Source organism: Geomonas oryzae (assembly GCF_004117875.1).
Taxonomy (GTDB): Bacteria; Desulfobacterota; Desulfuromonadia; order Geobacterales; family Geobacteraceae; genus Geomonas; species Geomonas oryzae.
Genome location: NZ_RAHW01000004.1, coordinates 1 through 13339, shown reverse-complemented (window position 1 = coordinate 13339; position 13339 = coordinate 1). Strand labels below are relative to the sequence as shown.

The window sequence follows — 13339 nt, the reverse complement described above, 5'->3', positions numbered from 1 at the left end:
CGATCTTTACCAATTGCATAAACATCTGAAATACAAGCCAACTCACCCGGAAACCACTCTAATAACAGGAACCTCGAAGTCATAGAGTCGTCTTTTAGGTCTGTTTTTTGACATAAAGAGTAAGCTTCCAGACACAAAAGACATTATCGGCAATGCTAATACTGGCTTTAGGGAAAAAATGCTCTCACGAGAGGAAAAGTCACAAGGACTTTTGTATCCAGCGGGGAATCAATGACTTTGGCTGCAAGGGAAATGACTTCAGGAGGGTGAAACAAAGTCAGTGCCGGGGCGGAGACGGCACTTTGACCACGGTCACAAGTAGAATGGCAGCCACGGCGGACAGGGACGCGCCGAAGAGAAAGGGAGCCGCGCCCCCTTCAAGCTGCCAGATGCTTCCGAACAGCAGGCTCGCCGGCAGCGCGCCCGCACCGACGGCGAAGTGGAACCAGCCGAACGCGGCGCCGACTTCAGCTTCCCTGGCCAGGTCGGCCACGAACGCCTTTTCCACCCCTTCGGTAAGGCCGAAGAAGATTCCGTAGAGCGCGAAGAGGAGCCAGATCTCGACCTCACTTCCGGCGAGGCCGAAGCCAAGGTAGGACACGGCATAGACGCACCAGCCGGCAACGATCACCGACCGCCGGCCGATACGGTCGGAGAGGGCGCCGAAGGGCATGGTGGCAAGCATCTTCACCAGGTGAAAGAAGGCCCACAGAAGCGGCAGGCGGTATGCAGGAGTTCCGAGCGCTCCCGCCTTCAAGAGAAGAAAGGCGTCCGAGGAATTGCCGAGGGTGAAAAGAAAGAGGATCAGCAGGTACCTTCTGAGAGGACCTGCGGGAAGCGCGGTCAGGCGCAGCCGCCGTCCGGGCTGGAGGACCCGCCGGGTCTCCCGCACCTTCCAGATGATGAGAAGGACCGCCGCGATCCCGGGGATGCCGGCAAGCCAGAAGAGCTGGCGCAGGTCGCTTATGAAGTAGGCAAGCAGAAAGGTCGCGATGAGAGGCCCGACCAGGGCGCCTGCGTGGTCCATCGACCTGTGGAACCCGTAGGCCTTTCCGCGCATGGAAGGCTCCACGGAATCGGCGATCAGCGCGTCGCGCGGCGAGGTGCGGATCCCCTTCCCCACCCGGTCGCCGGTCCGGATGAGCAGCACGGCGAGCGGCGTGCCGGCGCTCCCGATCAGAGGGCGCATCAGCGAGGAGATCGCGTACCCGGAAAGCACCAGCCCTTTCCTGCTGTGCACACGGTCGGACACTATGCCGGAGACGAGCTTCAAAAAGGAAGCGGTCGATTCCGCCACTCCCTCAATGGCCCCGAGGAATACAGGACCTGCTCCGAGCACTCCGGTAAGAAACAACGGCAAAAGCGGGTAGATCATCTCGCTTGAGACGTCGGTGAAGAAACTGACGAGGCCCAGGATGAGAACGTTGCCGGTAATGCCTTTGAACACGGCGCACCTCCAGGGTTTCAGTCTAGCCTATGCGGTCACTGTGACAACCGCCTCAGCCGCCGCACCAACAATAATTAAATCTAATCAATTCTGTTGACATTTGGGGGCGGATTTATTACCTATCACTGGAACTAAATCCTTACTGAGGCGGGAGGCAAGGCATGGAGAAGAGAACGGGTTTCATCGGCGGCGGCAACATGGCCGAGGCGATCATCAAGGGGCTTTTGGCGGGCGGCGTCCCTGCCGCCGAGCTGGCGGTCTCCGAGCCCTCCGAGCCGCGCCGCAAGCTGCTCGCCGAGCGTTACGGCGTGCAGGTGCTCTCGGACAACGTCGCGCTGTGCCGTATGAGCGACACCGTGATCCTCGCCGTGAAACCACAGGTCGCCTCCCAGGTGCTCTCCCACCTCGACGCGACGCCTGAGAAGCTCTTCATATCGATAATGGCCGGGGTCAAAAGCGCCGCCATCGAGGGGATGCTGGGTGCCGGCGCCCGCGTGGTGCGGGTCATGCCCAACACGCCTGCGCTCGTGCTTGCAGGGGCATCCGCGATCGCCCGCGGCTACAACGCCACCGAGGACGACCTGGCGCTCACCCGCAGGATCTTCGACCTGGTCGGGACCACCTGCGTCGTGGAAGAGAAGCTCCTCGACGCGGTAACCGGCGTCTCCGGCAGCGGCCCGGCCTACGTGCTCACCTTCATCGAGGCGTTGAGCGATGCCGGCGTGAAGCACGGCCTCACCAGGGACGTTGCGACCGCCCTCGCGTCCCAGACCGTCTACGGCACCGCAAAGCTCCTCCTGGAAAGCCACGAGCACCCGGCGGTCCTGAAAAGCAACGTCGCCTCCCCCGGGGGGACCACCATCGCCGCGATGCACTCCCTCGACTGCGACGGCTTCCGTGCCGCCACCATCAATGCGGTCGATGTCTGCGTCGCGCGCTCCAAGGAGCTGGGGGAAAAGTGAAAATAAGGACGATGGTCCTCGTGCGCGGCCGGGTGCAGGGAGTCGCCTTCAGGCACCACACCGCCCGAACCGCGGCCGGGCATAACGTCTCCGGCTGGGTGCGCAACCTGGCCGACGGCTCCGTCGAGGCGTGTTTCGAAGGGGAGGAAGACGACGTCCGGGCCATGGTGCAGTGGTGCCGGCGGGGTCCGGAAGCCGCGCGCGTGGACGAGTTGATCGAGAAGGCGGGGGAGTACACCGGGGAGTGCGCCGGTTTCAGCATCAGGTACGGCGATGAATAGTCACAGGAGAGACGGAATGAATAGATGGATGATGCCGCTTGTGGTCCTGCTCGCGCTGATCGTCGCGGCATCGGCGTTTGCGGCGAAGGACAGCCTCGATCTGGACAAGGCGGTCAAGATCGGCAACGGCAAGACCACGGTGATCGAGTTCACCGACCCGGACTGCCCCTTCTGCCGCAAGGCCGAGGCGTACTTCGAGAAACGGACCGACGTCACCCGCTACGTCTTCTTCATCCCGCTGAAAAGACATCCGATGTCCAAGGACAAGGTCCAGTACATCCTGTCCGCGAAGGACAAGGCGAAGGCGTTCCACGAGGCCGCTTCCGACACCTTCGACAAGAGAAAGCTCTCCGAGATCACCCCTGCCGGGATCAAGCTTCAGAAGGAGCACGAAGAGATCGCGAAGGCGAACAAGATGAACGCCACCCCCACCTTCATGATCTACGGCAGGATCGTCGAGGGTTTCGACCTTAAGAAGCTGGAGCAGTTGCTGAAATAGCCGCGACGGCCCCCCTAGTAATGCAACGTATGGAAAGGCCGTTCACTGTCAATTGTCAATCGTCAACTGTCAATTGCCTTTGATCGGCCACCCTTTCTCAAACCCCTCCGGGAAGAACTTCTCGCGCGTCCTGTTGAAGTAGCCGTACTGGATCTTCGGGAACTCCCGTTTCACCTCCTGCAGCATCCGGTACATCCCGATCCCCCTCTTTTCCACCCCCATCCTCTCGTTGTAGAAAGCGGGATCGATGGAGAGGTTCCTCATCTGCAGCATGTCCACGCCGGTCGTGTCGATGAACTTGAGGAGCGCCTCGACCTCGGACGGGCTGTCCGTCACGCCGGGCGAGACGAGGTAGTTGATCATGGTGAAGAGACCGCGCTCCTTGGCCGTCTTCACCGATTCCACCACGTCGGCGAAGCGGTACCCCTTGGGACGGTAGTAGTTGTTGTAGAACCCCTCCTGCACCGAATTCATCGAGAAGCGCATGGAGTCCATCCCCGCGTCGCAGAGCATGCGGATCCGGTCCGGCATGGAGCCGTTCGAGTTGAAGTTCACCGTGCCGCGTGAGCTGCCGGCCTTGAGTCTCCTGGTCGCCTCGGCGACGGTGTCCGCCTGCATGATCGGGTCCCCCTCGCACCCTTGGCCGTAAGAGACGATCGGCTCCGGCGCCTGCAAAAGATGCGGCAGCATGAGCTCGACGATCTCCTCCGGTGTCGGCACGAACGGGATGCGCTCGTGGTTCGAGGGGCAGCAATCGGACGGCTGCAGGCTGATGCACCCGAGGCAGCGCGAGTTGCAGACCGGCGAGGTCGGGATGGGTGCTTCCCACCTGCGGAAGAAGAGGTTCTTGGCCGCGAAGCAGTGGTAGTCGACGGCGCAACGGGAGAGCTGCTCGATGAGCCGGTTCTTCGGGAACTCGGCGAGCAGCTTGCGCACCAGGGGATCGAGCTTTCTGTCGTCGTAATTCTTCGGCAGCCAGTTCTCGTTGGCGTCCACGCGGGTCGCCGCCACGACGAAGCGCTCCGTCTCCTCGTCCCACCCCACGGCGGTGTAGGACCAAAGCGGCAGATGCACCCTCTTCTTCGCGTATTCGCAGGCGGGAAGCAGGGTGCGCATGTAGCCTGGGGCCATGAAGGCTGAGACGGCCTGGACCTTCATGCTGCGCCGCCCCTCCTTGACGTGGCTCACGGTGCGAAAACGCCCCTCGCGCTCGTCCCAGGCGACGGGCGGGGTGTCGGGTATGGTGAAGAGGCGGCTGTCCTCGGGGAGCGGGATCAGCTCCACCGACTCGGGGAGTACGGCTTCGTTGGCGCTCATGCCTGCCATGTTGAGGTAGGGGTGATCGTAGATGTTGCCCTGGCTGTCGGCGTAGAGCAGTTTCGGCAGTTTCTTGCGTTTCATGTTTATCCTTTGAAAACCGTTGGCCACGGAGAAAATCTGAGAACATCGGAGAAAGCGCACGACTTAAAATCTTCGATTCCAGGTTCCAACCCTGTTTTCGCAGTTCTCAGATTGTCTCAGAAGTTCTCCGTGGCTACGGGTTTTGATTCTGTGCCTTTCTCAGAAGTCTCAGATTTTCTCCGTGGCCAATGGCTCGGGTTTTGTTTCAGCAGCCGCTTACAGTAACAAAAAAGCGTGGCGCGGGCAAGGGATGCGTCCCGTGCCGCTCCGGGTGCCGCGACGCGCGTGCCACCATTTTTCTGGCACCGCCGCACATAAATGGGCTACAATCCCCGCCCATGAAGATACTGTTCACCACACTGCACGCCAAGTACGTCCACGCCTCTTTGGCCCTCCCGTATCTCGCCGTATCGGCCCCTCGGGTTTCCGGTGTCGAGTACCGCATCCTGGAGCTCACCATCAACGAGCACCCGGACCTTCTGCTCGCGAAACTCCACGCGGAGCAGGCGGACGTCGTTCTTTTTTCCTGCTACATCTGGAACACCGAACTCACGTTGAAACTCGCCTCCGACCTGAAACAACTGCAGCCTCACTCCTTCATGGCGCTTGGAGGCCCCGAGGTCTCCTTCGGAGCCTTCGACCTCATGGTTCGTAACCCTTCGGTGGACTGCATCGTCCGGGGGGAAGGGGAAGCGACCTGCCGGGAGCTGATCGACGCCCTGCACCTGGGGCACCCACTGGACGAGATCGCCGGTCTCACCTACCGCGAAGGGGAAGAGGTGATCGCCAATCCGGAGCGGGGCGCCATGGCGCACCTCGACGACATCCCCTCCCCTTTCGCCGCGGCACTCGTCGACCTCAAAAAGCCGCTCGTCTATTACGAGACCTCGCGCGGCTGTCCGTTCTCCTGCGCCTTCTGCATGTCGTCGATCGAACAGGGGGTGCGCTCCTTCTCCATGGAGAGGATCAAAAAGGACCTGCTCGTGCTCATCGATGCGGGGGCTCAGACCGTGAAGCTCGCCGACCGTACCTTCAACTACGACGCGGGACGGGCGAACGAGATCTGGCGCTTCATCCTCGAACACAACCGCGGCAGCAAGTTTCATTTCGAGATCGCGGCGGAACTGCTCACCGAGGAGAACCTGGCCCTCCTGGCGCAGGTCCCGGCCGGTGTGTTCCGTTTCGAGATCGGGGTGCAGTCGGGGGGAGAGGAGACGCTTGCCAAGGTGGAGCGGAAATCGAGCCTGGAGAAGCTTTACGCCAACGTGGCGAGACTCAGGGCGACGACGGGTGTGACGGTTCATCTCGATCTGGTGGCGGGGCTTCCCGGCGAGTCGCTGGACGGCTTCCTAGCCTCGGTGCAGGGGCTTTTCGCCCTCGGTGCCGACCACATCCAGGTAGAGCCGTTGAAGGTGCTGAAGGGAACCGCCATGCGCGGCATCGCCAGGAAGGAAGGTTACGCCTACGCGGAAGCGGCGCCTTACAAGATACTGCGCACCCCCTGGCTTTCCTTTGACGACATCCGTCGCATCGAGGGGATCAGCCGCCTGCTCGACCAGGTCTACAACAGCGGCAGGTTCTCGGCGAGCCTGCACGAGTTCGCCACGCACTTCCCGCTGTCGCAGCTATTCTCGATGGCGGCGGAGTTCCTGGAGGGGGAAGGGGTGAGCGGCAACCTCTCCCTCGCCGCGCTCTTCGAGGCGTTATGGCGCTTTGCCGGAGAAGCCCTCAAGGACGAGGGGCTCGAGCGCCTGCGCGACGCCCTCTGCTACGATTTCTGCCTCACCGGTTATCCCGGCGGCAACACTCCGGCCTTTTTCGACAAGGAACGGCAAGCCGCGGCAAGCCCCCCACCAGCGCGCCCGGCCTCAACTCCCGGCGAGCGGATCAGGCAGTATCGCCACGGCTTCGCACGGGACTACCGCACCTTGCCATGGCGCGAGGAGGCGACCGAGATCACCTTCATCTATCGATCCGCACCGGGAGAAGGACTCAAGGTGCAGGTCCTCTAGCCCCTATCCGTTGCATCCCCTTGCAGTCCCGACGCCGCGGGCGATACTTAATCGTCTCCAATCAAGGACCGGAAGGGGGGAGCATGGAATACTTCACCGTTTCCTGCCAGCGCCGGGGCAGCGTCAGCATCGACGGGCTCTACCAGGGCGAGAACACCAACGGCGACACGCTCCGGGTCTTCCAGTGCAGCGCGGGGCTGCACGACATCTCGCTTAAGTGCCGGCTCGGGCGGCGGTGCCGGGAGATGACCCAGAGGGTGCTCATCTCCCGGACCAACGCCATCGTCCCCATGGTGATCCGCTTTTTCTGCGAACTTAACCAGTAGTGCCGCTACACCGTCTTCAGCACCTCGAGCAGAAAATTCCAGTAGTTGCCTACGCTTTCGATGTAGACCCGCTCGTCCGGGGAGTGCACCTTCTCCATGTTCGGACCGAAAGAGATCATGTCGATCCCCGGGATGCGCTCACCGATGATGCCGCACTCGAGCCCGGCGTGCACCGCCTTCACCTCGGGATCCCTGCCGTACAGGTGCCGGTAGCACCCTTTGGCGACCTTCAGGACGTGCGAGTCCATGTTGGGCTGCCACCCCGGGTACCCCTCGCTCACCTCGAGCTCGGCGCCGGAAAGCTGCAGGGTCGACTCGACCGTCTCCACCATCTCGGCAAGGCGCGATGCGCTGGAGCTGCGCTGGCTCGTGATGAGGACAACCGCATCGCCGGTGGTGCTGACCACCGAGACGTTGGTGGAGGTTTCCACGAGCCCCGGGATGTCGCTGCTCATGCGCTGGACGCCGCTGGGAAGCCCGGCGATGGCCCGCATGACGCGCCGCTGCAGGTCCCGCTCCAGCACCTTTTTGGGCGGCGCCACCTCCCGTGCGATGGTGAGCCGCACCCCCGGATCAACCCCGGCCAACTCCGCCTTGAAGGTACCCTCGAGTTCGGCCACCAGTTCCTCGCCCCTCCCCTGCTGTTCGGACGGCAGGTACAGGACCGCGGCGCACTCGCGCGGGATCGCGTTTCTCATGTTGCCGCCGTCGATCGCAACGAGGCGCGCGCCGAGCTCAGCCATCCGAAGCAGGGCCCGGTTCAGGAGCTTGATGGCGTTGCCAAGCCCCTTGTCTATGTCGAGCCCCGAGTGCCCCCCCCTCAGCCCTTTGACAGAAAGGCGGAACGCCACCGCCTCATCCGGCGCAGCTTCGGTCGCGAGGTGCCAGCGCCCTACGGTGTCCTTGCCGCCGGCACATCCGATGTAGAGCGCCCCTTCCTCCTCGGAGTCCAGGTTCAGCAGCGTCCGGCTTCCGACCAGGGCCGGGTCCAGGTTCTTCGCCCCCCTGAGGCCGGTCTCCTCCTCGACGGTGAAGAGGAGCTCTATCGGTCCATGTTCGCCGCTTCCCCCCTCCATGACGGCCAGCGAGGTGGCCACGCCGACCCCGTTGTCGGCGCCGAGCGTGGTTCCGTTCGCGGTGAGCACATCCCCCCGTCGCACCAGCTCGATAGGATCGTTCATGAAGTCGTGCACCGTGTCCGCGTTCTTCTCGCAAACCATGTCCAGGTGGGACTGCAGACAGACCGAAGGGACCCCCTCCCTTCCCGGCGTGGCCGCTAGCCGCACCACGACGTTGCCGCAATCGTCCTTCGCCCCCTCCAGCCCGAGTTCCCCGGCCCGCTTCAGGATGTAGTCAGCGAGTCTCTCCTCGTGCCCGGAGGGCCTGGGAATGGCGGCAATAGCCGCAAAACAGCGCCAGAATATCTGGGGTTCAAGGCCTCGTATCGCTTCCGTCATGACTGCTCCCGTAAATAAAGATGCCCCTGCGGCGCTGCCGCAGGGGATGATGTTTCCTCTTTGTCACTATGCACGCCCCGCTCAGAGCTTTTGCACCTTGGCCTTTATGCGGTTGAACTGCGAGTTGGACTCGGGGGGCCAGCTCTTCGGCGGCAGTTGGGCGATTTCCTTCTGGATGTCCTTGATCCGGTCAATGGTCTCGGGGTGCGACGAGAAATACCTGGCGATCGTGCTTGGTTGCCGCTCCTCGGCCGCGTCGAGCTTCTTGAAAAAGCTCACCATACCCTCCGGGTTGTAGCCTGCCTTGTACATGGTCTCGACGCCCAGGTAGTCGGCCTGGCTCTCCATCTCCCTGCTGTAATACATCCCCCCCGCCTTGCCGAAAAGGTCGGCCGCAAGCTTCGAGAGCTCCCCGCTTTGCCCCCCAAGGAGGAGGCTGACGATGAGGCTGTAGCCGTACTGCTGGGTCATCTGCCTCGTCGAGTGCCGGGCCACGACATGGTTCATTTCGTGGGCCATGACTGCGGCGAGTTCGGTTTCGCTGGATGCCGCCTTGATGAGTCCGGTGTTCACGTAGGTGTGCCCTCCCGGGATGGCGAAGGCGTTGACGCTCTCGTCCTGCACCACCTGGAAGGTGAAGGGGAAGTCCTGCTTGCGCACCCCGGTCAGGAGCCTTTTTCCGACACCGTCGATGTAGGCCTGCACCTCCGGGTCCCTTATGACCTTGTGCTGTTTTTCCACTTCCACGGCGAACTTGTCCCCGAGTTGCTGCTCTTCGGAGACCGAGATGAGGTTGAAGCCCCCGACCGATGACTTGTTGACGGCACAGCCGGAAATGATGGAAAGGCAGACCAGAACGGGCAGCAAAAGCCTCTTCAAGTATTTCATCTACACACCTCTCTTTCTTTTTATGACAACATTGAAATTAAGCAGCGGCACTTACTGTTCCGCTGAATCCCGCCACTCAACCGCACCGAACGTTCTGTCACTCACGAAGCTATACACAAGACTTATAGTCCCTTCTGAGCGCGACTTGCTGCTTATATTAGCATAGTTCGTCTGGCGTATCGACTCGGAATATTGTATGCCGAGGGCGTGATTCCCATGGACTCTCAAGGTGAAAAGCGCGTGTCCCCTGAAAACGGACTCCGAGCCGTCATGATCCGGCCCCAGGCTGCTGACGTAATACCCTCTTCCTGTCACGTCCAGCATCGCTCTCTCCCCGAAGAGTCCCCTAAGACCGATATACATCTGCGGCGTCGCTCCGAAGTGATAACCGCGTTCCTCGACCACGTCGGTCTCCAGTCCCGTGGCTCCGAAACCGACGCCTCCAAGTATCGAGCCCTGCAGTGCTACGTCGGGCCCGACCCACAACTGGCCGGTAGTTCCCAGGGAGAGTGCGGTGCTCGAGACACGGAACAGGTACGGGGAGATGTAGTCATAACTCCCGTAAAGGCCCCAGATGCCGCGGTAATTGTCTCCCAGCCCGTACCGTTTTCCTTTCAGCAGGCCGTGCACGGTCAGCGTATCGACCAGGTTGTTGGATGTGGGCCTCGCCGAGACTTCAAAGTTGAAGTAATCAAAGGGGCGGTGATAGGTGTATCCGGGTTTGCCTGGGAGACCGTAGCTCATGGAAAACTCGAGGATGCCGATCCCCTCGCGCGAGCGGTCCGCCACCTTCGCGCTGATGTTGTTGGAGTGCGTGTCGACGCTCGCGCCGCCCCTGAACATCCAGAGCGTTGCCGGTTTGTGATTGGGAAAGATAACATCGAACCGCTTGCCGAAAGCCGCCCTGTTGAAGGCTGTCGACGGAGAAATCGCCGCTGCGGCCACTTCGTAACCGAAGGTTGGGCGACTCCCCCCTTCCTCAAGCACGAGTTCGGCCATGCGGAAAAGGGCCTCCCCCAGAAGGCTCCCCGCATTTCCAGTGGTGATCAGGTCGTTCAAGGACGGCCGGGAATTCTCTCCGGCCATCTCCCAGAGAAAGCTTCCGGCGTTGCTGTAGACAAGCGATTGCCAGAAGTTGAGGCCGGATGAACGGGCAAACCCGTACATGGTCGCCCCTTCGTAAGGATGGCCGAACTGGTTTACCTGGAAGGTGTCCTGATCGAAGGTCCAGTCCTGGTGCGTCAGTTGGCGCCAGAAGGAGGAAGGGTTGGTTGAGTAGGTTTTTCTTCCCTCTTCCGTTCTTTTGTCGTTTAGAAAGGTCCTGTCGAAGGCGTTGAGGGCGATGATGAAACCGGGTATCTCGAGGGCCGGGATGAGGTAGCTTTTCCCTTCGCCGGTCTCCCAGGAAAGGACCGGCCTCAAATCCACGGCAACTGTTTGCGGACGATCGACATCAGCTTTTGCTACTTGGAAATTCGGGTGAAGGCGCTCTGCCGTTCTCCACGTAAAAAAGGATGTGGCTGCGTCGCCGGCTGCAGGCAGCGTAACGTCAGACGCAGGCGGGACTTGAGCTTCACGAGCGGGCAAGATCGCTTGGTCGGCATGACCTATCCCTGTAGTAAAAAGCGACACCGCCAGGAACACCACGGCGATCGACGGAGAAACCAAAGCATGTAGAGTCCACTTCATTCCGCCCCCTGTCATCTGGAAGATCAAGGAACCAGCCACTGCAGGATAGACAGCATGAAGCGACAGCCTGCGGAAATGTTGCTGCAGGAAATGTCGGCAAAATTAACATATGACAATCTACACAGGTAGTCTGCTTTGTCAAGAAAGCTCTCCCCCCGGCAAAAGACACAAAAAGCCCCGCAGGTTGTACCTGCGGGGCTTAGAGAATGACTCGGGGAGAAGAACTACAACTTGCGGAAAGTCTCCATCTCGCGGTGCACGGCGCCTATGAGGCCGTTGATCGCCTCGATCTCTTCCAGCATCTTCTTCGCCTCTTCCGCGGTCCCCTGGATCAGCCGGTCGACTTCGGTGACGTCATTTCTGAGCACATCGCCGATGGCGATCTGTTCCATGCAGGTCTCTTTCAGTCGTTTGACCTTGTCGTTGTCCTCCTGGACGCTCTTCATGTACATCCTGTTGCCGCGCACCTGCTCGTCGGTCGAGCGGGTGATCTTCTCTGAGAGACTGCGCATCCGCTCGAGGCTGCGAACGATGAGTTGGGCCCCGGCTTCTTCCTCCTGGATGGCACGGCTGAACTGTTTGACGCGTGAGAGGTTCTTCTCCGCTTCATCGGTGATGAGGCGGCTCCCCGACGCCTGCTCGTTGGTGGCCGCAGCGATCTGCTGAACCATCCGGGAGGCCTCTGCGGCACTTTCCTCGATCCGGTGCAGTGCCGCGTCTGCTTTTTCCGAAACCCTCACCCCTTCGGCAACCTTGTCCTTGCCAAGCCTTGCGGCGGTCTCGGCGGCAGCGGTCTCCTTCTGTATGTTGCCGACCAGCTCCTCGATCTCGTCGGTGGAGGCGGAGGTCCGTTTCGCAAGGGCGCGCACTTCCTCTGCGACCACGGCGAAAGCCTTGCCCCGTTCGCCGGCCTGAGCGGCAATGATCGAGGCGTTGAGGGAGAGCAGGTTCGTCTGTGAAACGACCTCCTTGATGACCTCAAGGAACTCGCCGACACGCAGGGAGTGTTGGGATAGCCGATTGATCGCCTCAACTGAATGATCGCTATACTCCTCTATTTCCGTCATGGCGGCTATGGTGGCCGTCATCGCGTCCATGCCGTCCGCAGCCTGCACCCGCACCTTGTCGGAACAATCCGATGTCCTTTTGGCCTTGTCGCGGATATCGACGATCGAGTTACCGATGGCGAGAATGGAGTTGTAAGTCTGTTCGGTGGAGTTGGTCAGTGCCTCGATGTTGGTGGAGGTACCTTTTATGCTGGCAGCCATTTCCTCGATGGAAGCGGAAGTCTCCATCACAGAAGCGGAGTATTCCTGGATGCTGAGGGCAATGGCATCGGTTGCCGCACTCATTTCAGCCGAGATTGAGGCGCGCTCGTCGGTACGCGAGGCGATGTCTTCTATCTCATGGAGCAGGTCGCGGAAAAAGGCGTTCATATCATCGATGGCCCCGAGGGTCTCTTTCTCCCTTGCGGCCTGTTTTTCGTTGTCCTCGACCGTCTTGGTGAAGTCGGCGGTGAGCCGGTCATGGCGTCCGGAGATGTCGGCGGCGAGCCTCGTTACGTTTTCGACCATCACCAGGACGCGGTTCATCAGAGCGTCGTTGCACTCGATAAGCCGGTGCAGTTCGTCACCGGTCCCGGTAGCCTCACCGACGGAAACCTCTCCGGTAATCTTTACGAGTGTTTTTAGTTGCTGCTCGACGTAAAGCCGCAATGCTTCTTTTATGATGTGATAGCAGAAGGTGCCGACGATGAACCCAGCGGCCAGGCAGCCGAAGGCGTACAGGGGGGCGAAGGCCTTGCTGCCGAAAAAAATCCAGGAGTAGAACGGAAAGACGGCCCCCATAAGGAGACCGAAACAAACCATGAATATGTAGGTGCTGCGTAGTGAGGAAAGATATTTGCGGAAAAACATAAATGCCCCAATTGCATATAAATATGCCAATTAGTACATTAAAAATGTTGAAGTGTCAATCTAATAGGTAGATCTCCCCAGGCAACGACCTTGCAGGATTTACGAACTTTGAAAAGCGAAAAGCCCCACCGGGATTCCGGTGGGGCTTTTCTATTAAATTCCCTGCGGCGACCTACTCTCCCACACCGTTACCAGTGCAGTACCATCGGCCCAGAGAGGCTTAACTTCCGTGTTCGGGATGGGAACGGGTGTGACCCTCTCGGCATTGCCACAGAGAAACTTTTACGCGCTTAGCGCGAAGCTCTCTATCGTCGGACGTCGGACCAGTCGGACTGGTCAGACTAGTCTGACAGTTTTACAATTGCATTTCGTGATCGTAGGATTCGGCAGTATATGATCGGGGGGTGGAGGTCCACCCCCCTCTCGAGAATTTTTTATGGTCAAGCCTCACGGCCGATTAG

General features: G+C 60.5%; 11 protein-coding genes and 1 rRNA gene. 5 read left to right on the top strand and 7 right to left on the bottom strand.

Annotated features, from left to right (window positions below; translation table 11 throughout):
- Positions 1 to 277 precede the first annotated feature (277 nt).
- Positions 278 to 1447, bottom strand: coding sequence for an MFS transporter (locus D6Z24_RS10805; protein ID WP_129126607.1), 1170 nt, complete (start codon positions 1445 to 1447; stop codon positions 278 to 280).
- A 161-nt stretch (positions 1448 to 1608) separates the two neighbouring features.
- Here D6Z24_RS10805 and proC point away from each other — a divergent pair, with 161 nt between their 5' ends.
- The 3 genes from proC to D6Z24_RS10790 are packed head-to-tail and all read left to right on the top strand — an operon-like array spanning position 1609 to position 3189.
- A complete protein-coding gene (gene proC, locus D6Z24_RS10800; protein ID WP_129126606.1) occupies positions 1609 to 2409 on the top strand; it encodes a pyrroline-5-carboxylate reductase in 801 nt (266 codons plus the stop codon).
- Positions 2406 to 2690, top strand: coding sequence for an acylphosphatase (locus D6Z24_RS10795; RefSeq protein ID WP_129126605.1), 285 nt, complete (start codon positions 2406 to 2408; stop codon positions 2688 to 2690). The genes proC and D6Z24_RS10795 overlap by 4 nt, the downstream gene beginning before the upstream one ends.
- Before the next feature lie 16 nt (positions 2691 to 2706).
- The gene (locus tag D6Z24_RS10790) at positions 2707 to 3189 is read left to right on the top strand and encodes a DsbC family protein (RefSeq protein WP_246014640.1); all 483 of its coding nucleotides are present in this window, start codon (positions 2707 to 2709) and stop codon (positions 3187 to 3189) included.
- A 69-nt stretch (positions 3190 to 3258) separates the two neighbouring features.
- Here the strand turns inward: D6Z24_RS10790 and D6Z24_RS10785 are convergent, their stop codons facing one another.
- Positions 3259 to 4590: a radical SAM protein gene (locus tag D6Z24_RS10785; RefSeq protein ID WP_129126603.1), complete on the bottom strand. Its 1332-nt coding sequence runs from the start codon at positions 4588 to 4590 to the stop codon at positions 3259 to 3261.
- Positions 4591 to 4928: 338 nt separating this feature from the next.
- Here D6Z24_RS10785 and D6Z24_RS10780 point away from each other — a divergent pair, with 338 nt between their 5' ends.
- Positions 4929 to 6602, top strand: coding sequence for a B12-binding domain-containing radical SAM protein (locus D6Z24_RS10780; RefSeq protein ID WP_129126602.1), 1674 nt, complete (start codon positions 4929 to 4931; stop codon positions 6600 to 6602).
- A gap of 83 nt (positions 6603 to 6685) precedes the next feature.
- Positions 6686 to 6928, top strand: coding sequence for a hypothetical protein (locus tag D6Z24_RS10775; protein WP_129126601.1), 243 nt, complete (start codon positions 6686 to 6688; stop codon positions 6926 to 6928).
- A 5-nt stretch (positions 6929 to 6933) separates the two neighbouring features.
- Here the strand turns inward: D6Z24_RS10775 and D6Z24_RS10770 are convergent, their stop codons facing one another.
- From D6Z24_RS10770 to rrf, 5 genes are all read right to left on the bottom strand, one after another.
- Positions 6934 to 8385 (bottom strand): aminoacyl-histidine dipeptidase, encoded by a 1452-nt coding sequence (locus D6Z24_RS10770; protein ID WP_129126600.1) that lies wholly within the window; start codon positions 8383 to 8385, stop codon positions 6934 to 6936.
- 81 nt (positions 8386 to 8466) lie between these two features.
- On the bottom strand, positions 8467 to 9273 hold the full coding sequence (locus tag D6Z24_RS10765; protein WP_129126599.1) for a M48 family metallopeptidase: 807 nt from the start codon (positions 9271 to 9273) through the stop codon (positions 8467 to 8469).
- Between the two features lie 51 nt (positions 9274 to 9324).
- Positions 9325 to 10701, bottom strand: a complete 1377-nt coding sequence (locus tag D6Z24_RS10760; protein WP_246014639.1) for a DUF3943 domain-containing protein — start codon at positions 10699 to 10701, stop codon at positions 9325 to 9327.
- A 485-nt stretch (positions 10702 to 11186) separates the two neighbouring features.
- Positions 11187 to 12878 (bottom strand): methyl-accepting chemotaxis protein, encoded by a 1692-nt coding sequence (locus tag D6Z24_RS10755; protein WP_129126597.1) that lies wholly within the window; start codon positions 12876 to 12878, stop codon positions 11187 to 11189.
- Between the two features lie 159 nt (positions 12879 to 13037).
- Positions 13038 to 13154: ribosomal RNA gene (gene rrf, locus D6Z24_RS10750) — 5S ribosomal RNA — on the bottom strand.
- Positions 13155 to 13339: the final 185 nt, after the last annotated feature.